The organism is Neobacillus sp. CF12 (genome assembly GCF_030348765.1).
Classification (GTDB): domain Bacteria; phylum Bacillota; class Bacilli; order Bacillales; family Cytobacillaceae; genus Neobacillus.
Genome location: NZ_JAUCEU010000007.1, coordinates 1,771,471 through 1,796,015, shown reverse-complemented (window position 1 = coordinate 1,796,015; position 24,545 = coordinate 1,771,471). Strand labels below are relative to the sequence as shown.

Annotated in this window: 15 protein-coding genes; 14 read left to right on the top strand and 1 reads right to left on the bottom strand. The window is 38.5% G+C overall.

Annotation, left to right across the window (positions count from 1 at the left end; translation table 11 throughout):
• The first annotated feature begins 119 nt into the window (after positions 1-119).
• From QUG14_RS08515 to thrC, 6 genes are all read left to right on the top strand, one after another.
• Entirely contained in the window at positions 120-1,346 is a 1,227-nt protein-coding gene (locus QUG14_RS08515) for an endo-1,4-beta-xylanase (protein ID WP_289340079.1), read from the top strand.
• 187 nt (positions 1,347-1,533) lie between these two features.
• Complete coding sequence (locus QUG14_RS08510; protein WP_289340078.1) at positions 1,534-2,607, top strand: Wadjet anti-phage system protein JetD domain-containing protein; 1,074 nt, start codon at positions 1,534-1,536, stop codon at positions 2,605-2,607.
• Entirely contained in the window at positions 2,598-4,109 is a 1,512-nt protein-coding gene (locus QUG14_RS08505) for a hypothetical protein (protein WP_289340077.1), read from the top strand. Before QUG14_RS08510 ends, QUG14_RS08505 begins: the two co-directional genes overlap by 10 nt.
• Positions 4,109-4,855, top strand: coding sequence for a DUF6063 family protein (locus QUG14_RS08500; RefSeq protein ID WP_289340076.1), 747 nt, complete (start codon positions 4,109-4,111; stop codon positions 4,853-4,855). The genes QUG14_RS08505 and QUG14_RS08500 overlap by 1 nt, the downstream gene beginning before the upstream one ends.
• A complete protein-coding gene (locus QUG14_RS08495; RefSeq protein WP_289340075.1) occupies positions 4,833-9,302 on the top strand; it encodes a hypothetical protein in 4,470 nt (1,489 codons plus the stop codon). Before QUG14_RS08500 ends, QUG14_RS08495 begins: the two co-directional genes overlap by 23 nt.
• Positions 9,303-9,488: 186 nt before the next feature.
• Entirely contained in the window at positions 9,489-10,892 is a 1,404-nt protein-coding gene (gene thrC / locus QUG14_RS08490; protein ID WP_289340074.1) for a threonine synthase, read from the top strand.
• Positions 10,893-11,023: 131 nt separating this feature from the next.
• On the opposite strand, the gene QUG14_RS08485 is transcribed toward thrC, so the two are convergent.
• Positions 11,024-12,223 (bottom strand): NarK family nitrate/nitrite MFS transporter, encoded by a 1,200-nt coding sequence (locus QUG14_RS08485; RefSeq protein WP_289340073.1) that lies wholly within the window; start codon positions 12,221-12,223, stop codon positions 11,024-11,026.
• 428 nt (positions 12,224-12,651) lie between these two features.
• On the opposite strand from QUG14_RS08485, the gene nirB reads away from it, so the two are divergent.
• From nirB to QUG14_RS08445, 8 genes are all read left to right on the top strand, one after another.
• The gene (gene nirB, locus QUG14_RS08480; protein ID WP_289340072.1) at positions 12,652-15,018 is read left to right on the top strand and encodes a nitrite reductase large subunit NirB; all 2,367 of its coding nucleotides are present in this window, start codon (positions 12,652-12,654) and stop codon (positions 15,016-15,018) included.
• Between the two features lie 38 nt (positions 15,019-15,056).
• On the top strand, positions 15,057-17,207 hold the full coding sequence (gene nasC, locus QUG14_RS08475; RefSeq protein WP_289340071.1) for an assimilatory nitrate reductase catalytic subunit NasC: 2,151 nt from the start codon (positions 15,057-15,059) through the stop codon (positions 17,205-17,207).
• A gap of 463 nt (positions 17,208-17,670) precedes the next feature.
• On the top strand, positions 17,671-19,416 hold the full coding sequence (locus tag QUG14_RS08470) for an alkaline phosphatase D family protein (RefSeq protein ID WP_289340070.1): 1,746 nt from the start codon (positions 17,671-17,673) through the stop codon (positions 19,414-19,416).
• 211 nt (positions 19,417-19,627) lie between these two features.
• Entirely contained in the window at positions 19,628-20,119 is a 492-nt protein-coding gene (locus tag QUG14_RS08465) for a DUF6803 family protein (protein WP_289340069.1), read from the top strand.
• A gap of 252 nt (positions 20,120-20,371) precedes the next feature.
• A complete protein-coding gene (gene purT / locus QUG14_RS08460; RefSeq protein WP_289340068.1) occupies positions 20,372-21,538 on the top strand; it encodes a formate-dependent phosphoribosylglycinamide formyltransferase in 1,167 nt (388 codons plus the stop codon).
• 52 nt (positions 21,539-21,590) lie between these two features.
• Complete coding sequence (locus QUG14_RS08455) at positions 21,591-22,862, top strand: L-lactate MFS transporter (RefSeq protein ID WP_289340067.1); 1,272 nt, start codon at positions 21,591-21,593, stop codon at positions 22,860-22,862.
• Positions 22,863-23,123: 261 nt separating this feature from the next.
• Positions 23,124-24,371, top strand: coding sequence for a helix-turn-helix domain-containing protein (locus QUG14_RS08450; RefSeq protein ID WP_289340066.1), 1,248 nt, complete (start codon positions 23,124-23,126; stop codon positions 24,369-24,371).
• Positions 24,361-24,522, top strand: a complete 162-nt coding sequence (locus QUG14_RS08445; protein WP_289340065.1) for a hypothetical protein — start codon at positions 24,361-24,363, stop codon at positions 24,520-24,522. Before QUG14_RS08450 ends, QUG14_RS08445 begins: the two co-directional genes overlap by 11 nt.
• The last annotated feature ends 23 nt before the right edge of the window (positions 24,523-24,545 follow it).

Sequence of the window (24,545 nt, the reverse complement as noted above, 5' to 3'; positions counted from 1 at the left end):
TACATAAATTGAATCCTTTTAACATGCAAATTACCATCCCATTAATTCCCCGCTTTTGTTCTGAGATTTTAGTAAGCATTTTCAAAATGGAAATTTTTTATTAAAAAGGAGAATGAAATATGCTAAAAGTTTTACGTAAACCTATCCTTTCTGGATTAGCTTTAGCCTTATTATTACCTGTAGGATCGACAGTTGGTGCAGAAACAAATATCTCAAATAAACCAAGTATTAGCGGATTAACAGCACCACAATTGGACCAACGATATAAAGATTCTTTCACCATAGGTGCAGCCGTTGAGCCATATCAACTTTTGGATGCAAAAGACTCACAAATGTTAAAGCGTCATTTTAATAGTATAGTAGCTGAGAATGTAATGAAGCCTAGTAGCATTCATCCATCAGAAAACGTATATAACTTTGAACAAGCTGATAAAATTATGGAATTTGCAAAGGAAAATGGAATGGAAGTACGCGGCCATACTCTTGTTTGGCATAGTCAGGTGCCAAATTGGTTCTTCACTGATAAAGAAGGAAAATGGATGCCAAATGAGATAGATCCAGTAAAACGCTCCGCAAACAAAGAGCTTTTATTACAGCGTTTACGTGATCATATTAAAACAGTGGTAACACGTTATAAAGATGATGTAAAATCTTGGGATGTTGTGAATGAGGTAATTGATGAATGGGGCAGTCAACCTGGCGGCCTTCGAAATTCAGCCTGGTACCAGATTGCCGGAACTGATTATATTAAAGTTGCTTTTGAAACAGCAAGAGAATATGCAGCACAAGACGCTAAGCTATATATCAATGATTACAACTCTGAAGTAACACCAAAAAGAACATATCTTTACAACCTAGTAAAAAGTTTAAAAGAGCAAGGCGTTCCAATTGATGGTGTTGGGCATCAGGCTCACATTCAAATCGGCTGGCCATCTGAAAAAGAAATTGAAGACACCATTAACATGTTTGCTGAACTTGGGTTAGACAACCAAATTACTGAGCTTGATGTCAGCATGTATGGCTGGCCAGTAATGGCGTATCCTTCCTATGATTCTATTCCAGGACAGAAATTCATAGATCAAGCAGACCGTTATGACCGTTTATTTAAATTATATGAGAAATTGGGCGATAAAATCAGTAATGTGACATTCTGGGGAATTGCCGATAACCATACATGGTTAAATGACCGTGCAGATGTTTACTATGATGCAGAAGGTAACGTAGTAACAAACACAAATGCAACATATGCTAGAGTAGTCAGAAGATCAGGAAAAGATGCACCATTTGTATTTGATCCAGAATATAATGTAAAACCAGCCTATTGGGCGATTATTGATCACAAATAACAAACACCAAGGGGACGGTTCTCCTGGCCAAAAGTGGCCAGGAGAACCGTCCCTTTGGTTTCTTTGGTTTTCGTTATTATAGTAAGAAAATTTCATTTACCAACCACACCGTAACTAGTTTATAATAAAAGGATGTCCAAAACGGATAGTAGGGGTCTATAATATGACTCTAAGAAGATGCAAGTAGGTGAGTACAATCAACATCATTGAAACACGGGTGAGAGGTTTTATAGCTGATATTCAACACCCTAAACAAAAAAAGAAGATAAATAGTAACGATTTAGAACTACAGTTGCGCAAGCTTTTGGATGATTATTTCGAAATGGATGGATATTCGTTATTTTATCGTGCAATTGAAACATTACAATCTGAGGGACAACTTATTCCTATTCAAAATAATCAATATAATGGCAGAACACCAGCTTTACCTTTATATTACTGGGTTAATATAAAAGTTCAGGAACACAAATGGGATCGACTGGCGATGATGAAATTAAGTGATCAGTTTGATTTTTCCTTTTATGAGCGGCATCCCGAGTGGCAGACGCAAGACGAATGGGTTCGCATCCAGAATGTGTATGCTTTCATACAATCTAGCCAGGAACGAGCAATCGTGTCAGTCGAAGAAAGAAGTTTGGAGCTCTTTGGTCATGAAAAATTCTTACTAGACGATGAAAGCTTTCCTGAGGGAAAAGGTTTTTTAACTAGAATTGGAGTATCTGAAGACAAGCTAAAAATGCTGAATTATGGAGAACCATTTGTATTTTGGATGAAACAAGGGAAAGAAATAAAAGATATTCAGCGGGTACTGATTGTTGAGAATCTATCTTTCTTTCATACTTCTATTAAGTTATTGGAAGCAAATCTTCTTGATTATGAACCTGAACTGATAATCTATGGTGAAGGGAAGAAAATCGAACGGAGCTTTTCCTTTTTCTTTAAAATGTTTCCACCCAACAACTATCTTTTTTATTATGCGGGGGATCTTGATACGGAGGGATACGGTATTATCGTTCGACTAATTGAAAAATACCCGGATTGCTGTATTCAGCCTGCCTTGAAAATCTATCGTAAAATGCTTGAATGTCTAGAACAAAGGAATGACCAAAAACTAGGGCAAACACAAAACTTCAAATACCGTGATGCCTTTTTTCAATGGTTTACCGAAGGAGAGCAAAACCTACTAATGCAATTATGGCAGGAAAATAAACGGATTCCACAAGAAGTGTTAACAATTGAAACATGGAGGAGATGGCAGTGAACGAATCATGGGAAGGATTCGCACAGCGAATGCAACGATTAAATCCACTGTTTGAACTTGGGAGAGGAATGGAAGTAGGTGAGTTGAAACCTCATATCCAAACCATTCTCATGCAGGTGCTGCTCACCATCTTTTATCGAGAATTAAATGATGATGATCATCGTCGTAAATCAGATATCAAATACATGGTTGAAGATACTATTAAACAGATGAAGCTTTTAGCGGACGAGAAGCAGATTGAACGGATTACAAGCGGGCTCTTGTATCAGGGAAAAGAAGAGTTTAGTAGACCGTTTGAAGCCTTATATTACGATGAAATCAGACAATCCTGGGAAACGCAAACATTTCGATATGTGACCATGGATGAATTATATACGAATTTAGAAATCGGCGGATCGATTATTTATAAACTTACTGATATCGCTCAGGAAATGATTTTTATGAGCAGAGAGATGGCTGAGGAATTCTCCATCACCATTGAACAACTCTATAGTATGCAGTTGATTAAGAACGGTAATTTTAGAAAAGCTACGCGAAACCTCGATCACCTCATTTCACGAGTAAACCGCCTAATGGCAAATGAATTCTCTTTTCAAAAGGAAATGATCAACAATCCCAAAATTTTATTGATTGAAGAAGAATGGCAACGGGCAGACAATCGTGTTGAAATTGAAAAGCAATTTGAAGAAGAAAAAAATCACTTCCGGACCATTACTAGTATGATTGATAAAACGAAACGCAGGAATGAAGAAGATGATCCTATCCAGAAAGAATTGATTCTTCTCCAAGAAAAGATTGGCCATACTAGGCAATTACATGATCGTTTTGCGAAGTTAGTCATTCAAAATATTTCCTTTGAGATGAAATTAAAAGCAGAGAACCCATCTTTGTTTTGGGAAAACAGTTTGGTTTCATTTCGAGAGCATTACTATGAAAATTGGTTCATGAAAGAAGGCGTTCAAAGCTTTACGGTCATAGAAAAAGTCCTTTCACCTCTTTTTTCACCGAAGAATGAATTTATTTTGCCGCTCGATTGGATTTGGGGCGAGCAAGAATTCGATGAAAAACAAATATCCGAGACATTAGTTGAAGATGAGGGTGAAGAAAGTATAACTACTCTCCGAGTGACCAATTGGGATTCTGTTATTAAGGCATGGAGTTATGTTTTTCAATTTTTACAAACAAACGGAGAGTTTTCGTTAACGGATATAAAATCGCTTCCATTAGAAGTACAGGATTTATGGTTTGAAGAATCGGAAACGATTGATTTGTGGATGATGTTCGATAAAAAGCCGTTAAAGGTTCAAGTGCTGCATCGGAAGGAAGAAACCTTAAGCGATGAAAGGGAAATTCTTCTTTCTAAACTGATGAAGGAATATCCACAATTTGAAATGTTTGAGGGTTTGAAAATCTATACCATGTTTGATCATCGAGCGGAGCCTTTCCAGTGGTATCGAATGAAAATCACCCCTTTTAAAATATGTATAGAGGAGAAAAATTGATGAATGCAGAAACCATCAAAAGAGCGTCAGCTGTCTATTTTACTCTATTAAAAGATAAAGTAATTGACGAAAATAGTGAACACTTCCAGACCTATTTTGAACCGGAAGTAAGACAGACAGTGCTTTTATTAGCAGACGAATCCGGTACATATATCATTGAAGCACCTAAACGTATTCATTTAGTGGTTCAGCCTACTGGTTCGGTCTTTGCCACGAATTTTACCCATTTGAAAGAAAAGCATAAACAAGTGGAAACCAAAAAACACTTTCACCTTATTAGCGTTGTTATTATGTCATTTTTAGCAGCCATTGATCGCAGCCAGGCGGCAAAAATCCGCACGAAGCGGGAAGGGATAAGCTTTTACGCATTAGAACGTCAAGTCAACGACCTTATGATTAAGTGGGAGAGCATTCTAAAAACTCAACCAACCTTCGGGGAAGAAGAACGAATTGATATGAAGGAAGTTGTGACTACATGGAAATACATGGAGGTCGACACAGACGATTTTGGGTTAAAAAAAGGAAATCGACGAACTAGAATCGGTTTAATTGCCGGTGCAATGCGCTTATTAGAGACAGAGGGGCTGATCGTCATTCTAGACCGAGACGATATCGCTAGGGTTATTCCTAAGACTGAGTTATTTGAGCGAATTGAATACTTGTATCACGATTATGACCGTTATGAACTTTTTAAAAAGTTAATGACGACAGAGGAGGATGAGCATGCCGAAAATCCATCGAATTAGAATTGTCAACCTGAAGTATGATGGCATGCAAAAGCAATATAAAGATACCACGTTTAATTTCCATAATGATGAGACATCAACAAATGGGCTCATTGCGATGATGAATGGCGGAGGGAAAGGTGTGTTCCTCCAAACCATCTTCCAAATCCTAAAACCTGGAACTTCGTGGGGAAAGCAAAACAATCGATATTATCAGCAATTCTTTTTTAATAATAAAGAGCAATTTATTCCCTATACCTTTCATGTGCTCATTCAATGGGAATTAGACGGGGCCGATCGCCGGCATCTGATTACAGGTGGAATGTTCTCTGCTGAACAACGAATCTCCATGAGTGAAGAAACTGGTAATGAAAATAAAACATTGGAGCAGGAAGCAAAGATCCTCCCTAATATTACCTTTTACACCAGAGAATTTGAGCGGAAAGAAGAGGCAGCACTTGAGCATATTCCACTTTTTGAAAATGATGAGGTTGCTGATACCGAAAGCTTGAAGGATTATTTAAAATGGAACGGATATGACGTTTACCGCGATACGAAGAAGCACTATCGCATATTAGATACATACGGAATTAACCGTAAAGACTGGGATATCATGAAGGATATCAACAAAGACGAAGGCGGCGTTGGAAAATACTTCGAGGGTGCAGAGGATGACCATTCCTTATTCCAAAAACGAATCATTCCTACCGTGAGTCAAGTGTTACATCGAACCGAACATCAAAAAAACGATCTTGTAGAGATTTTTAAGAGTCAGGCAAGTATTGCAAAGGACCTGCCAGTTCTCTTAAAAAGAGAGCAAGCCCATAAAGAATTTTTAGAAGATATTGTCCCATTTGAAGAGCACTTAGCAAAAGGGGTAGAACATAAAGAAATTGTTCATGCAAGTATACAGACAGGAAGACAACTGCTTGGTGCGCTGCAGCATTTGAAGAAATCGGAAGAGGAAAGTTTGCTTACTTTAGAAAAAGACATGGAGAAATTAATCATAAGGCAAGCAGAACTTCGCTATCAAAAAGATAATTTAGAGTTTGCAAAAGCTCACCGAGAGGTCATGGATTGGGATAAGAAATTAGTCGAAGAAAGAGCTAAACATGCTTCATTACAAGAAATTGTTAAAGCGAAACTGGAACGAAAAGAACAACTAGTCTTTCAAGCTTTATTAAAGGAGTGGAGCGAAAACGAACAAAGTATTCGCTCTTTGTCACAGCAAATAGCAACATTGGAACAAAATAGCGGCTTAGAGCAAGTGAATCAAAGAATGGCCGAAATCAAAGAAGAAGCTAAAAAGCAATGGGAGCAATCCTATCTAGCGATACAAGACGGTGTTAAACAGTATTTGGGATATCAAAAGTTTTTAAAGAAAAAAGGGACGGATTACGCACAACAGGATAAACAAAAGACAAAAGACATTGCTCAGCTAAGTACTGAAATTGATTTTCTTTACACGCAAATGCATAACTTTGAGTCTAAGGAAGCGGCACTCATCCAATTATTCGGCGATCGCTTAAGCTATGACTTAAAAGGCTTGACCGAAAGTTTCATGAAACAAATTGACGAGAAAAAAGCAAGATTAGTAGAGTTGCAAGCGAAAGATAAAGAATCTAGTGAAAAGCAAAACAAGTTAGCCACCTCACATGGAACACTTGTCCAATCGATTCAGTTTTCGGAAGAAAAATGTGAAGAATTATCCCAAGCAAATGAAGTGCAAAAGCAAAAAGAAGCAAAACTATTAGATAGGCTTCTTGGGGTGTTAGATGACGTCGCATCCCCGTTTACTCACTCACTGTTATCAAAGTATAGCTTACAAATAGAAGAAATCCTGAATCAAAACCGCCAACAGGCCGAACAGATGAAAAAAGAACTTTGGGAAACACAACTTGACCATTCCTTAAACGATGAGCCTTTCTGGGTGGCAAATAATGATGTGAAAGAATTGAAGGAATGGATTGATGAGAAGACTGGAATTGATGTGTTTTATGGAACTCAATTTCTTCAATCATTGCGTCCAGAGGAATTAGCGAATACCCTCATCACCTATCCGCTCCTTCCATATGGTTTGGTCGTAAGCGGCCAGCAATGGCAAAAAATTAACCAGCAGGTTCTTTCCGGAAGAATGTTTAAAAGCCCTGTTCCAATTTTCTTGCGTGAGGAAATGAACCATGAACATCATCAGGCATCTTTTGTAATCATTAACGGAACGGAAAAAGAGCTTTTATCGGATAAAAACCAATTTACGAATTGGAAAATAAAGATTGCTAAGCAAATAGAGGAAAAGAAAGATGCTCTCCTTGAAATTGAAAAAACAGAAATATCGTTACGTCGTATATTAAAAGAGATCGATCGATTTTTATCAGGTGAGCTTTCTAGTGATATCGAAAAATCTATCACGAAGGAGCAAAACGCTCTTGTTTCCCTCGAGTCGAAATTACAGGATATCAAAATACAAGAAGAGAAAGAAAAAGAAATACAACTTGAGTTAAAAGAACAACTGGAAAAAACAAAAGCCAGGATAGAAAAGCTGACAAAAGATGTAGAAACATTAGAGGCTTTTGACCAAGAAAAAACGCTTCACCAAGAAAATAAACGGGTCAAACTAGAGAAAGAGAAACAAAAGGAAGCCTTGATTATCCAGCAGCAAGAAATAGCAAAAGAGCATCAAAATATTGTTGATCTGCAAAACCAATGGAATCAAACCTATTTAGAATGGAAGCTTACAACGGAACAAAATATTAAGGAGTTATCCTTCTTTATTGAAGAAGCCGTTTTTCCTCCTGAACAAAAAGCGGACCAAAGTGAAGAGATTCCTCATCTTTCACTGCATTTACTACAAGAGATAAATGGGCATATCGACGAGTTAAAACAGCTTCAAAAATCAAAAGAAGAACAAGCTAGAGAACTACTTGTTCTTCAAGCGAAAAAAGAAACCGAGCAAAAGCAGCAAAAGAAATTAGAGAAAAAACTAACTACTCAAAACGAGGATTGGAAAGATGTTCCGGAACCATCTGAACCAATCAGTATTTTAGAAAACATGCTGCAGAGTGCACAGAAGGAAGCAAAGGCAGCGGAAAAAGACGAGCGGGAACAAGGAACGGCTGTAACCGTAGCGGAAACGTCCTTGAAACACGCCACAGAACAACGTGAAAAGTCTGGAAAGAAAGTCGAGAAGCATGAAAAACAGCCTGAAGAATGGGCAGATCTTGACTTAGTGGTAAAAGAAGTAGAAATTAAAGACCAAACGAAGTTAGCGAAAGAGGAAGTAAAACAGGCTGAGAAACGCAAAAAAGAAACTGAAAATAATATTACTGGCTATGAAGGAGATTTGTTAACACTATCCGTCATCCTAAAGGAAGAAGCGGGAGTATTTACGAATGATGATGTAGAAAAGATTAAGAGTCAGGGGAAAGCATGTATCTTATCCTGGTGTGAAGAACATCAAGCGATCCAAGAAGAAGGCCAAGAAAAGCATGCGAAAATTGATCAATCATTGCGTAACTTAAAGCTTACAATTGAAGGCAAAGATTGGGAGATTGTTTTCAAAAATGAAGTATTAACAACCCTTGACCATATGGATACAAGGCATTATTCACATATTCAAAGCATTGTTAAAAATATGAAGCGTTTTTCACAAAGTGGACTGGAACAATTGGAACGCGATAAGGAAAGGGCAGAAAAGGCGCAAACCTTCTGGGCTAGTCGTGCAAGCATGAAGGTAATGAGCATTTCAGAAGCCATTCGTTCCATGGTTGCAAAAATGAAACTGAAAAATGAACGTGGATCGTTTCCACTTGTTCAGTTAAAGGAAGATATTTTACCTAAAAAGCCTGAAGATATTGAACCACTGTTAAAGCAGCATTTTGTAGCTGCTATAAACAAAATAACCAAACAATTTGATTTAATTGATGACCATAATCGAGCGTTAGATGAAGAAGTCAAACAGTTGATTAGTGATGAACAAATCTTATTTGTGTCACTTAGAAATCGATACCCTGAACTGCTTGTTTATAATATGAGAACGGATAATGCCTTTATGTACGGGAAACCGCAAAGAGAGCATTATTCAACCTGGCAGACGATTAATCAAGGTTCTAAGACAAAATCGGATGGCAGTGGAGGACAAAAGTTATCGGCACGAATGGTGATGATGATGATGTTGCTATCCGTTAAAAGTGAAACCGATCAAAGCTGGGTTCCTTTAGTCTGTGATAATCCGTTCGGACAGGCTGCATCGGCACATGTCCTTGACCCAATCTTCGCCGTTGCTGAAAAACTGAAATTCCAATTCATCGTCGTCACACCGCCAGAATTGGTGAAAACAGAAATCAGCCAAAGATTTGATGCCTATTATAAATTAGACTTCATTCGTGAAAAAGGAAAAGAAATTGTTTCCGATACGATCGTACCAGCATTCCGGATTTATCAAGGTGAGGAAGTTGCGCAGGTAAGATAACACAATGATAAAATCAAGGATTAACTTAAAAATTTCTCTTTTTTAGGGGATATTTAGGTAATTTGAAACAAAAGTGCTTTTCAAACAATTTATAGACTATTCACTCTATTGTGTATTAAAATAAACAAAAATAATCTTGTCTTACAACTTAGGTAATAAAACTTTTAAGACATACTGGAGGCAACTATGAACTTTGTTAGTACACGCGGAAATGTAAGTGAAATTGGTTTTATTGATACAGTCTTAATGGGATTGGCAAATGACGGAGGACTATTAGTACCGGAGAAAATCCCGCAGATTCCTGCAGAAAAGTTAGAAGAAATGTCCAAGCTTACGTATCAAGAATTAGCATACGAAGTATTTTCCTATTATGTTGATGGTGAAATCCCAGACAATGAGTTAAAGGCTCTAATCGAGAAAAGCTATGCAACCTTCCGCCACCAAAAGGTAACACCTGTTCAAAAGTTGAAGAATAACATGTATGTTCTAGAATTGTTCCACGGTCCGACCTTTGCTTTTAAAGATATTGCTCTGCAATTCTTAGGAAATTTATATTCATATGTATCAAAGAAGACAGGTGAGTCGATTCATATTCTCGGTGCTACATCAGGAGATACCGGTGCCTCAGCCATTGAGGGTGTAAGAGGAAAAGAAGGCATCCGCATTTGTATTTTGCACCCCCATGGCAAAGTAAGTAAGGTACAAGAATTACAGATGACGACTGTTAATGACAAAAGTGTTTTGAATCTAGCAATAAAAGGAACGTTTGATGATGGTCAAAGAATCATCAAGGAATTGTTCGCAGATGTGGAATTTAAAAACAAATACCACATGCGAGCGATAAATTCTATTAACTTTGTTCGTATTATGGCGCAAACAGTTTATTATTTCTATGCGTATTTCCAAGTGAAAAAAGAGACCGATTTAAAGAAAATAAACTTTAGCGTGCCAACTGGTAATTTTGGAGATATCTTTGCAGGTTATCTTGCAAAGAAAATGGGTCTACCGATTGGTAAACTTATCGTTGCGACCAACGAGAATAATATTTTAGAAGGTTTTATCCATGATGGAGTGTACAAGCCTGGTGAATTCCGCAGTACATTTAGCCCTTCGATGGATATCCAAGTAGCTAGCAATTTTGAGCGCTATCTGTACTACTTGCTAGGAGAAAATCCAAGCGCCGTGTCAATCTTAATGGAGAAGTTCAAAACAGAAGGAAAAATTGTTGTGAACGAGGAACTGCTCCAACAGGTGAAAGTGGATTTTGCCGCCTATGGAGTTGAAGGGGAAGATTGCTTGCAAACCATAAGCAAGTACTATGCAGAAACGAATTATTTATTAGATCCACATACTGCTTGTGGGGTTGCTGCATTTGAAAGTTGTAATAACCCTAGTGAGATTTGTGTCACACTTGCAACTGCTCATCCGGCAAAATTTAATGAATCCATTGAACGTTGTAATATCGAACAGACATACCCTGAGCAAATTAGTGAATTGTTTAATAAACCACAACATTTAGAAGTTGTTGAAGCCGAAAAAGCTGAAGTTGTCCGTAATTTAGAAAAGCTTTTTACTGTTTCAGCTAAATAATAAAAATAAAAATAAAACTCTTAGGTAGAAAATGAGATTGGTGCTCATTGCTACCTAGGAGTAATTTTTTTGGTCACTAATTTCCTTTATTCTTGTGTTTATGGTTTAAAAGTAATAAAGGTACTCAGACATTAAATAGATGCACGATTTGCCCCCATAGTTTTCCTCCAGGAGATTTGAGCGATGACTAAAACGAAAAGAGCACATAATCCAACCCCAGCCAAAATGTAAAATCCGGTAGCATACGTTCCTGTCAATTGTTTAAGTGACCCGAGTATAGTGGGTACAAAGAATCCGCCCACCCCGCCAGCAGCTCCGACAATACCTGTTATTACACCAATTTCCTCTTGAAATCGCTGAGGAACTAATTGGAAAACCGCGCCATTTCCCATTCCAAAACAAAGCATCCCAATAAACAATACAGTAATAGCAAACGGCAGGGCAGGAAGCAGGCTTATACTGAACATGGTGATTCCGACTCCAATAAATAAGAAGGTTAACAAGCGTACTCCGCCGATTTTATCTGCGATGAATCCCCCAACTGGTCGGAAAAAACTTCCTGCTGCGACACATAAGGTAACGAAATCCCCAGCACGTACCTTTGTTAATTCATATTGGTCTACAAAAAAGATGCTTAAAAAGCTGGATAGTCCGACAAAGCCGCCAAAGGTAACACTATAAAGCAGGCAGAAATATAAGGTGTCTTTTTGTTTAAAAACCTGAAAGTATTCTTTAATCGGTTTTGCTTTCGGTTGGGAGGGGGCATCTTTAGCCATTACCACATATAAAACCATAACAACGAGAAGAGGAATAAGGGCAAGTCCCATTACATTATGCCAGCCAATATTTTCGGCCAAACGTGGTCCGAATAAAGTAGCCAATAGCGTACCGCTGTTCCCCGCACCTGCAATGCCCATGGCCAATCCCTGTAAATGCGGCGGGTACCACCGGCTCGCCATCGGAATGGCTGCCGCAAAGCTTGCCCCTGCTACTCCAAGAAGAATTCCAATTAGGAAAAGTTCTGTAACACTTTGACCGTATAACCATCCCCATATTAGTGGAATCATTGTAACCGTCATCCCACTGATCGCTGTTTTTTTAGGACCAATTCGATCTGTTAAGAAACCAAGAATCAGTCGAAAAAAAGAACCGCTTAAGATGGGAACCGCTACAATTACGCCTCTCTCAGAAGGAGAAAGATTGAAATCGTTTGTGATATAAACCCCTAATGCCCCCAACATAACCCAAATCATGAAACTGATATCAAAGTATAGAAATGAGGCAACTAATGATGGAGCATGGCCCGCCTTTTTTAAATCTGCTAATTTCATCTTATCTACTCCTCTCAAATAATCTTGTTTTTTTCTATCAGGAGTTACCACCCGATATTTTTTGTTCCTTTTGAAAATAGGACTTTAGCTAGTAAAATGACGAATGAAACCAATCCGATATTTTTTTTCATTTTCCATACCTCCTAATTTTTATAGTTTTAAGAATAATTCGACACTTAGGTTTTGTCTCAATTGTTGTTAAGAAAGCTTACACATGTATTTTTTTCTGCCATGCAAAATCGGTATAATTACAGGGTTTATCGCTTAATCAAATAAAACAAAACTCACCAGTGATTCTTTACTCTTTTAGCTAACAAAAAACTAGTATGTTAGGAAATATAACGTGTTTCATTTTTTTATTTTGACTTTATGTAATAATTGATGGCATTAAGTTTAATGTGAGATGAAATAACAGCTGGAGGTTTAAAATGGGTAAAAAAAAGCTGGTATTAGTGGGAAATGGAATGGCGGGTGTCCGCTGTATAGAGGAAATTTTAAAGCTGGATCCATCAGGATTTGAGATTACTATTTTTGGAAGTGAACCCCATGTAAATTATAATCGAATTCTTTTATCCTCCATTTTACAGGGTGGCACTTCTTTTGGAGATATTACGCTGCATGACCGTGAATGGTATGAGCGACATCATATTCATTTATACACTGGAGAAACAGTAGTCCAAATTGATAAGCATTCACAGGTTGTCAAAACAGATCAACACCGAATCGTCTCTTATGATCAATTGATTATCGCTACTGGTTCCCTCCCGTTTTCGCTTCCGATTCCAGGTGCCGATAAACAGGGAGTCGTTACGTTCAGAACAATAGAAGATTGTCAGAAAATAATGGAGATCTCTAAAAAAAGTAAAAATACAGTGGTGATTGGTGGAGGTGTGCTGGGATTAGAAGCAGCAAAGGGACTTCTTAATCTCGGGATGACAGTGAATGTCGTTCATATTGGCCCATATTTAATGGAGAGACAGTTAGATGAAACAGCTGCAACAATGCTTCAAAAAGAATTAGAACGTCAAGGAATGAAGTTCCTATTAGAAAAAGAAACGAAGGAAATAATTGGCGGTACTAAAGCAAATGGTCTCCGCTTTAAAGATGGGACAGAAGTGGATGCTGATCTGGTTGTGATGGCTGCAGGTGTCAGGCCGAATGTTCAACTCGCAAAGAAATCCGGAATTGAAACCAACCGAGCGATTCTAGTTAATGATTATATGGAGACGAGTGTGCCGAACATTTACGCAGTAGGAGAATGTGTCGAGCATCGAGGGATGATTTATGGGTTGGTACAGCCTCTTTATGAACAAGGGAAAGCATTAGCACAACGGATATGTGGCAACGAAGGCCTTGGCTACCAAGGAAGTGTTCTATCTACCCAACTGAAAATTTCAGGTGTAGACCTGTTTTCAGTTGGAATGATCCATGATAAGGATTCTTCAACCCAATCGATAAAGATCTATGATGAGGTTGAGAGAATTTATAAAAAAGTAGTTTTTCAAGATCATAAGATTATTGGTGCGGTATTGTACGGTGAAACAAAGGAACGAACCAAGCTGCTGGACATGATTCTCAAACATCAAGATGTGTCGGATGTAGAAAAGGTTTCACTTTTTCCACAGGTGAAGGACGGTGGATTTTCTATTGCATCTTTTCCTGTCAGTAAGATCATTTGCAATTGTAATAGTGTGACGAAAGGAACTATTCTGGAGGCGATTCAACGAGAAGGGTTAAATACTGTTGAAGAAATTAAAAAATGTACGAAAGCTTCAAGCTCTTGCGGCGGATGTAAACCACTCGTGGCCGACCTGTTGTCCTATCTACAGAATAACGATGTTGAAGAAGTCATAGATGAAAAGACAGGACTCTGTTCATGTACAACTTTAAATGATGATGAATTGGTTCAGGAGATGCAGAGACAAGGGTTATCAACTATACAGGAAGTCATGGAAGTCTTAGATTGGAAAAATAACGAAGGCTGTTCGATTTGCCGCCCCGCGATTAACTATTATTTAGGAATGATTAATCCTGAATATGAGAGTAAACAACGAGCTCTTTTTATAAACGAAAATAGGAATGCAGTATTCCAATCCGATGGGACCTATACCCTTATCCCACAAATGTATGGTGGTATCACAAATCCAGAGCAATTAAGAAAAATTGCTCAAGTTGCTGAGAAATATCATATAAATGATGTCGCGATCACGAGTGACCAAAGAATTCTTTTACTTGGTGTTAAAAAAGAAGATTTGTCAGATGTATGGTCGGAATTAAACATGCGCTTAAGTTCACCGCAGGTTAATGGTGTCCAAAACATTAAAACATGTATAGGAGAACATATTTGTTCATGCGATAAAAAACCATCTATTGAACTGGCAGTAAGCCTCGAAAAGCAATTAGAATTTTTCACTACCCCTTATCGGGTCAAAATGGGAATATCCTCTTGTTTGCATAACGAAGCAGGCTCGACCACAAAAGATGTTGGCGTAATTAGGGTTGAACGTGGATGGGAAATTTATATCGGCGGAAGCGGTGGGCGCCATGTTCGTGCTGGTGAGTTATTATGTGTTGCTGCAACCACTGAGGAAGCGCTGGAACTAATCAGTGGTTTTGTTCAATATTATCGTGAGACAGCTAATTATTTGGAGCGTACATGGGAATGGGTAGAAAGAGTCGGATTGGTTCATGTAAGGGAAGTATTATTTGATGAAGAACTTCGCCACCAGCTGCTCCAGCATTTGGAAGAGGAGATTACTTTACGCAAGAAATTAGTAGAGAGAAGCCTCTATTAACCAATTTATAGAAACATGCCAAATAGGGGGAGTGACGAGTGACTGAATTGTTATTGAAGTATTTCCGCACAAAGCAGCAGGAAGTGGGGACCGAAAAAAAATATGATACACAATGTCCATTTTGCAGTATGCAATGTAAGATGCAGCTGCTAGAACAGTCCGTTGTTACTAGAAAAAAATATGTAACCATTGGAAGAAACAACCCTACATCGGAGGGTCGATTGTGTATGAAGGGGATGAATGCCCATCAACATAGCTTTCATCATGAGCGGTTGAAATATCCATTACTTAAAAGAAATGGAGAATTTGTCACCGTTAGCTGGGAAGAGGCATTGAAACATATTAAGAATAACTTTACTAGAATTCAGGAGGAAGAAGGGCTGAATTCCTTAGCTGTTTATGGGAGTGCCTCCATCACAAATGAGGAAGCCTATTTACTTGGAAAATTTGCTCGGGTTGCCTTGAAAACGAGATTTATTGATTATAATGGCAGATTGTGCATGTCAGCAGCGGCATCAGCAGCCAGTCAAACGTTTGGGATCGACAGAGGATTTACAAATACTCTGCACGAAATTCCATTTACTCGCTGTATCATTCTTGCGGGTACGAATATCGCTGAATGTCAGCCAACGATCATGCCCTATTTTGAGAAAGCAAAAGAAAACGGTGCCTATATTATTGCGATTGATCCACGCGAAACAGCAACAACAAAAATGGCTGACGTACATTTAAAAATCAAACCTGGAACAGACGCAGCTTTAGCAAACGGACTGTTAAAGGTGATTATTGAGGAAAACTATGTTGATCATGCATTTATAAATGAACGGGTCAAAAATTTTGAGGAAGTCCAACAACATCTATTATCTACGGATTTACAAGAAATTGAGGAAATAACAGGTGTTCCAAAAGAGCAAATTCAAAAAGTAGCTCGTAAGTTTGGAAAAGAGGAAACGGGAATGATTTTTACTGCTAGAGGGGTGGAACAGCATACTGATGGCTCTATAGCTGTACGTAATTTCCTGAATATTCTACTTTCAACAGGCAAAATCGGCAAGCAGAATTGTGGTTTTGGAGCGATTACAGGACAGGGAAATGGTCAGGGTGCTAGGGAACATGGACAAAAAGCAGACCAACTGCCAGGATATCGGTCGATTGAAAATGAGGAACACCGTGCATATATTGCAAGTGTTTGGGGCGTGGAAAAAGACGATATACCTAGAAAAGGTGTTTCTGCGTTTGAAATGATGGAAAAAATCGATAACGGTGAGATTGCGGGTATGTTTTTAATGTGCTCGAATCCGGTTGTGTCCAATCCAAACGCACAATTTGTTAAAAAGGCATTAAAAAAGTTAAAGTTCTTCGTAGCTGTAGATTTATTTGTGTCAGAGACTGCGAGATTAGCAGACGTCATTTTACCGGCTTCCTCTTATTTAGAGGATGAAGGAACCATGACGAATTTAGAAGGAAGAGTAACATTGAGGGAAGCGAGTTATCCTTGTCCAGGAGAAGTGAAACATGATTGGCAAATTATCTGCGAGGTAGCTCGTGTTCTTGGAAAAGGAGAATACTTTAACTTTTCTTCTGCGGAAGAAATCTTTAATGAATTACGGGTGGCGAGCCGTGGTGGAAAAGCGGATTATTATGGCATCACCTATCATCGTCTGCGGAAGGAAAGCGGCATCCTTTGGCCGTGCCCTGACCTAGAGCATGAAGGCACAAAACGTTTATTTGAAACTTCGTTTTCCCATCCTGATGGCAGGGCCGAGATGGTGGCAGTCTCAAACCGTCCAGACCCGGCTAAGGAACAGGTGAGTGAGGAGTATCCCCTCTATTTAACAACAGGAAGAGTGATGTCACACTATTTAACAGGAGTACAAACAAGAAAAAGTCCTGCTTTGGCCGCTAGAGATGTAGAATCATTTGTAGAAATTCATCCGGCAACTGCCAAAAAATTTGGGATTGAAGATCGTTCATTAGTAAAGATTGAATCCAAAAGAGGCAGTATTGTTGTCAGGAGTATATGGTCAGAAGCTATCCGTCAGGATACGGTTTTTGTTCCTTTTCATTGGGCAGACTCGCAAAATGTGAATCTATTAGTTTCAAATGAACTGGATCCGATATGCAAAATGCCAGGATTTAAATTAAGTGCTGTAAAAGTAAAGTCTGTAATCGATTTATACGCTCATTAACATGACCATTGCCTCATCTATTACCCATTGCCAGCCATGTACCTAATCATGACGTGTTTATGGAGGAGGATTTGTTAGGCCCAATGATAAAATCGAGCATTAATATAAATCTCACTTTCTGAATGGAAGGTGGGATTTTTATATGTACAAGAAGAACCTAAGAAAGCAGGTAAGTGACAAGCACAGTTTAATGGAAGAATAGTTTGTAAGTTTTTTATGAAATTAAAATAAAAAAAAAGAGGAGAAAAAGCCTATTCAAAATCGATAGAATTTGCTGTTGATTGGTAATAATATGAACTATTATTGCAATTTTTATCCCTCTCTAAATTGAAAGGCCTGTTATAAATGAACCATCTATGTAACACCATACTATTTTTCTATTTACAATCTTCATAATTTTTTAATAAATCCTAGTTATAATCAAAGCCGTGGTAAAAATATGTAATCTGAGAGGGGAAATATCATGACAAATTTGGACGAAATGATTAGGAAGTTTAACGAACAAAATTTGAAAAAGAACTTTGACCGCCGCAGCTTTCTTCATGGCGCCGGCAAGATCGCAGGGCTGTCCCTTGGGTTAACCATTGCTCAATCTTTGGGAGGATTTAAAGTAGATGCGGCTCCGAATTTCAGCGAATATCCTTTTTCTCTTGGTGTAGCTTCCGGCGATCCGCTATCAGACAGTGTCGTATTATGGACAAGACTGGCTCCCGACCCATTAAATGGTGGAGGAATGCCATCTCATGTCGTTCCTGTTAATTGGGAGGTTGCAACAGACGAAAACTTCCGTAACATCATCAAACGAGGAACGGAACATGCTTCGCCCAATCTGGCACATTCTGTACATGTAGAAGTGAGCGGTCTGAAGGCGAATACGGTTTATTTTTACCGTTTCAAGACCGGAAATGAACTAAGCCCTGTTGGAAAAACAAAAACCCTTCCATCAGCAGGTGCCAGCGTAGCAAGCATGACATTCGCATTCGCTTCCTGTCAACAGTATGAACACGGCTATTTTACTGCGTACAAGCATTTAGCAAAAGAAGATCTTGATCTTGTGTTCCACCTTGGCGATTACATATATGAATACGGTACGAACGAGTATCTTTCACCAACGGGCAATGTCCGCGCCCACAAAGGCGATGAAATTATCACAATTGAAGATTACCGCACTCGCCATGCCCAATATCGTTCTGATGAACACCTCAAGGCTGCACACGCTTCATTTCCATGGGTGGTTACATGGGATGATCATGAAGTGGAAAACAACTACGCAAATGTCATTCCAGAAAAAGGCCAGTCTGTTGAGGCTTTTATCAAGCGTCGTGCTGCTGCGTACCAGGCTTATTACGAACATATGCCGCTCCGCAGGTCGTCATTGCCACACGATGGCGGTATGCAATTATACCGGGATTTTACATATGGTGATTTGGCGAACTTCTATGTTCTTGATACACGTCAGTACCGTGATGACCAGGCGAATGGTGATGGATCGAAAGCTCATACACCTGAATCCTTGGATCCAAAGCGTACTCTTCTGGGAACAGAACAAGAAAAATGGTTGTTTGGCAATCTAGGTAGCTCAAAATCTCATTGGAATGTCCTTGCCCAGCAGATATTTTTTGCGCAACGGAAATCTGGAAGCATTACAGCGCCAAAATTCAGTATGGATTCCTGGGATGGATATCCTGCCGCGCGTCAGCGTATTACTGATTTTGTTGCTGGCAGTAACATCAACAACGTTATCGTTCTTACTGGTGATGTGCATGCAAGCTGGGCTTCTAACCTTACGACTGATTACAACAATCCAGAGGCCCCGATTTTTGGAGCAGAGTTTGTTGGAACATCGATTACTTCAGGTGGAAACGGGTCAGATTGGCGTGCAGACACGGCAAAATCTTTAGCGGATAACCCGCACATTAAATTCTTTAATAATTACCGTGGTTATGTTCGTTGTCAGGTCACTCCTGAACAATGGCGTGCAGATTACCGTGTTGTCCCATTTGTAACCGAGCAGGGAGCAGATATATCAACAAGAGCATCATTTGTTTTTGAGAAAGACCAGCAAGGGCTCAAAGAAATAGCGGCTACTACAGTACCTATGGGTGTTCAAATGTCTGATGAAGTGGAAGAAGATCGCCACCGTGCCCACTCCCGCGCGCACGAAAAGCAAATGGAGAAAAAGCGCAAACGCGAAGGCGTTACGAATTAATTTTGATGGTGTAGAAAGAGAGCAGGGGGATTACCCAGCTCTCTTTTTTTGTAGGGTCATTAAAAGTTATTCGGTAATCGATAGGTGCAATAAGGTAGCTGGGTATATGTCATGCTTTTGTCACAGATTCTTCATCTTATCTTTATATCTTAAACCTACAATCTATCTGTATCGAAACAAAATATAGACGATTTTAGGAGGATATTTCCACATGAACATGACGCATTATATGGGCCTACTAGCTGATAATCAACCATGGAATCTGATTATTTTTATGGCGATTCCGGTTATCTGTGCTGAAACAATTGCTGTAACAGAATTGTCCATTTTGTTTACGAGAAATCTAAATGGTAAATTAAGATTAGTTAACAAAATTACATCTATTTTTGTAGGATTTTATTTTACTGGTATTTTCATTTACTTGCTACTTAATGCTGTTATTCCGATCACATCTAAAGGGGAATGGCATGGATGGATTGATGTAGTCGCTGTAGGGTTTTATTTACTAGGAATTGTCCCATTGCTAGGAATGGCACTTTTGGATTTAAATATCATTTATAAAAACAAATCACAGGAAGAAAAATTAAAAGTCCATGCGTTCTTTGTTGGTATGTTTCTAATCTTAGCACACATCGCCATGATCGCTGGAATGGTTGACCCAACGATTGTATCTGACATGCCTACTATGGGTCACGATATGTAAGTTCTTGGAAATAAACAAAAAAATCTCACCTTCTATTTGGAAGGTGGGATTTTTTTTTGCACGCAGCAATTTCCTAATCGGCGTTTTCTGTAAGATGGATCCTTGGTGTTGAATCCGGTTACAAAAAAGAATACGAACAATAGGTAAAATTTTATAATAATCGTTCGTGTTTTACGCAAAAATACAGCTTGAATTAAGTGAAAGTGTAGGTTATGATAATCAAAAAGCAAACGATAGGGAGATGTGTACATAATGTTTGGTATTCAAGCAAAAAAAGTTTTGTTACTCGGTTCCGGTGAACTTGGAAAAGAAACGATCATCGAGGCACAGCGTTTAGGATTGGAGACAATTGCGGTAGACCGGTATGATAATGCTCCGGCAATGCAGGTGGCACATCGTTCCTATGTAGTGGACATGCTTGATGGAGCAGAGCTTCGTAGAGTAATAGAGTTGGAAAAACCGGACTTTGTGGTTCCTGAAATTGAGGCAATTTCAACAGAAACATTAATAGACCTTGAAAATGAGGGTGTTAATATTGTACCAACTGCCAAGGCAGTGAATTTGACAATGGACCGAGAAGGAATCCGACGATTGGCAAGTGAAGAACTCGGACTTCCTACGGCCAAATACAAGTTTGCCAACACACTGGAAGAATTAAAAATCGCCGTTCAAGAAATCGGAACTCCATGTGTAATTAAACCTATTATGAGTTCGTCTGGAAAAGGGCAAAGTGTTTGTCGTTCCATCGAGGATGTAGAAACGTCTTGGAATGAAGCTATTTCAGGTGGCAGAGCTAAAAAAACGCGAGTCATAGTCGAAGAATTTATCCACTTCGATTCTGAGATCACCCTTTTAACAGTACGTTCAGCTTCAGGAACAACCTACTGTGCTCCAATAGGTCATGTGCAAAAAGATGGTGACTACATAGAATCCTGGCAGCCACATCACATGACAGCGGAACAAATCACTGATTCGCAGTTCATAGCTAAAAAAATCACGGATGCTCTTGGCGGGTATGGACTTTTTGGCGTTGAATTATTTCTTTCTCAAAATGGTGTCTATTTTAGTGAGGTTTCACCAAGACCTCATGATACGGGCATGGTAACAATGGCTACACAAGATTTGTCTGAATTTTCCTTGCACATCAGAGCCATTTTAGGATATCCGATTCAAGGTGTTCAGCTGTTATCTCCTGGTGCAAGTCACACGATTAAAGCATGGAAAGAAAGCAAAGAGTACGAGATTACTGGAGTTGCAGACAGCCTGACTGTCCCTAATACACAGGTAAGGGTCTTTGGTAAACCCGAAACAAAAATTGGCCGCCGGATGGCAGTTGTTTTAAGTACGGGTGAATCTGTTGATAAGGCAAGAAAAAGAGCTCAATTAGCTGCTTCAAAAATAAACATAACTCAGAAATAAATTCAATTTGTGATCTGCAGCAAGATTCTAAAATAGAAAAGGGGACTGAAGAATGAATACTAAGAATCGTTGGCTAATCGCTCTTTCAGCTGTTGGAATTCATATATCGATTGGGTCGGTATACGCCTGGAGTGTTTTTACAAATCCGCTGCAACAACAGATGGGTTGGGGATTAAAACAAATTTCCTTGACGTTTAGTTTGGCAATCTTATTTTTAGGTTTATCTGCAGCTTTTCTAGGTCACTTTGTTGAGAAATTTGGACCGAGAGCTGCTGGAACGTTAAGTGCGTTGTTTTTTGGAACTGGTATTGCAGGTGCAGGTTTAGCCATCCAATTAGAATCATTGCTATTACTCTATTTATTTTACGGAATGATTGCCGGAATTGGGTTAGGGGTTGGCTATATTACACCTGTCTCTACATTGGTAAAGTGGTTCCCGGACCGGAGAGGTCTTGCAACGGGCCTTGCCATTATGGGATTTGGTTTTGCTTCTTTAATCAGCAGTCCAATCATGAATAAATTAATTGTACAATATGGAATTTCCAATACTTTCTATATTCTAGGAGCGACCTACTTTGTTATCATATTTTGTTCTGCTCAATATCTTGCGCCCCCAAAAGAAGGATGGGTCCCTAAGGGCATGGAAGCCATAACTAAAAAATCAGGTACGAAGAAAATCAAAGAGGATCTTCGTCAGTTAACCGCCAATGAGGCTGTGAAAACAAGACAGTTTTGGGCCTTATGGGTAATGCTTTTTATTAATGTTACCTGTGGAATTGCGATTCTATCGGTAGCATCTCCTATGGCTCAGGAGCTGGTAGGGATTTCCGCTACTGGGGCAGCTGCGATGGTTGGGATTATGGGGTTATTTAACGGATCAGGAAGAATTGTTTGGGCTACAATATCTGATTACATCGGAAGACCAAATGTTTACACCTTATTTTTTGCATTTCAAATTGTTGCCTTTTTTATGTTGCCAAATATAACCGTTGGAATATTATTTTCTATCATTGTTTATATGATCATGACCTGTTATGGAGGAGGATTTTCCGCTATTCCAGCCTATATCGGTGACTTATTTGGAACAAAACAGCTTGGGGCCATTCATGGCTACATCCTAACTGCTTGGGCTGCAGCCGGTCTCGTTGGGCCAATATTTGTTGCTTGGGTGCGGGAAATGACAGGCAGCTATCAGGGAACATTGGTTATCTTCTCAGGAATTTTTGTTATAGCATTTGCCATTTCACTCTTAATTCGTCTCGATATCAGGAAATTGAGGATGCAGAACGAACATCAATTAATGAAAAAAGTAGAGAATTTTTAGAGTTTAAAATCATTTCTGTGTTCCATACAAATTCATTATTAAGTGATAAAGGAAAAGGCTGCTGGTTTGCAGTCTTTTTACTTTGAGTGTGTAGACAAGGAAAGTTTGTCAAAATAAACAAATGTTCCTTTAAAAAGCGAGTGTTGAAAGAAAATCTGTAATCTCTATAATAAGAAATGTAGGCATATTCATAGTAAATACAAATTTAAGTTTTATAGAAAGCTTATAATAAAAAATATAAAAATCAGCATGAGGTGCCGGATGGTAGAGGGCAAAATAATTAAGTTTTATCGTGAAAAAGCGGGAATAACGCAGGGGCAACTAGTTGGTGGCATTTGTTCTGTTACGCATTTAAGTAAGATAGAGAGAGGAATAACAGAATACTCTGAAGAAATTACGTACCTAGTATCGAAGAAATTAAAAATCTCTCTCGAGGATGAGAAGGAACGTTACGAAATGCTCCGACAGAAATTAAATCTTTGGCACGAGGCGTTGGTCATGCAGGAAACTAAAGAATCGGAAAGATTAAAAAGTGAAATTGAAAATGATATATTCATTGAATTACAGGACTTTCAAGTGTTTTATCAATTACTTTTAGCGAGATATTACTTATCGCAGCATAAATTGGATTCAGCCTTGGTCATTATTCAGGACCTGCAAAAAAATGAAACCTCTTTTTCTCCGCAAGACCGTAATATGCTAAAGCACGTTCAAGGAATCTATTACTTTCTTACAGGAAAATATCGCGATTGTATACAAATCTTAATATCGATTGATCAAAGTCAATACAATCAATATGAATATTATTATCATTTGGCTCTCGCTTATCATACGGTACAGGCGAATATTATTTCCTATTATTATGCGGAAAAAGTTCTTGATTACTTCCAAAAAACGTTAAATATTAAGAGAGTCATTGATACTGAAATGATTATGATTATTCAATTAAATTCGAAGGAACATCATGATTTTATCGAGACGAAGGAACGATATGAACAATTGATTCGTACTTGTGACATTATTTTAGATATAGGCCGTAAATCCAAGCTGTTGCACAACCTTGCTTTTGAACTGTATAGGAGAAAAAAATATAAAGAAGCAGCGGACTTTTACCAACAGGCAATGAATATAACGGATGAAAGTGCCACTCACTATTTAACAGGTCTGGATGGCTATATTAGTACGTGCTATAAAGGAAATTTACTTAGTAAAGAAAGTTTAATGGAATTAGCCAACAAAGGTCTAAAATTAGCAAATTCGACTAACTCAACTTTATGGATATCCTTTCAATTACAACTCTATCAACTGAATGAAGAAGAGGATAAGTACTATCAATTTATTGAATCAACGGTCCTTCCACATTTAAATCATATTGGCTACAATATGTTAATAAAGCATTATGAAAAAAAACTTTTTCACTATTATGTTAAAAAGGGTGAACTTCAAAAAGGCTTAGAGTTTGCTCACTCTTATATGCAGGAAAAGAAACGCACTCTTGATGATGAATAAACAATCCTTCAAACGCCGCCAGGGAGTTTTGCTCACTGGTGGCGTTTTGATTTGGGGTAATGAAAAAGGATGGATACGTGACTTTATTCCTGTTTTATCTCCAAGATTAGGAATGATTTCTGAATTTATTGCAAAAATGTTATTTTGCTAACCAAAATAATCATATTTACCCAA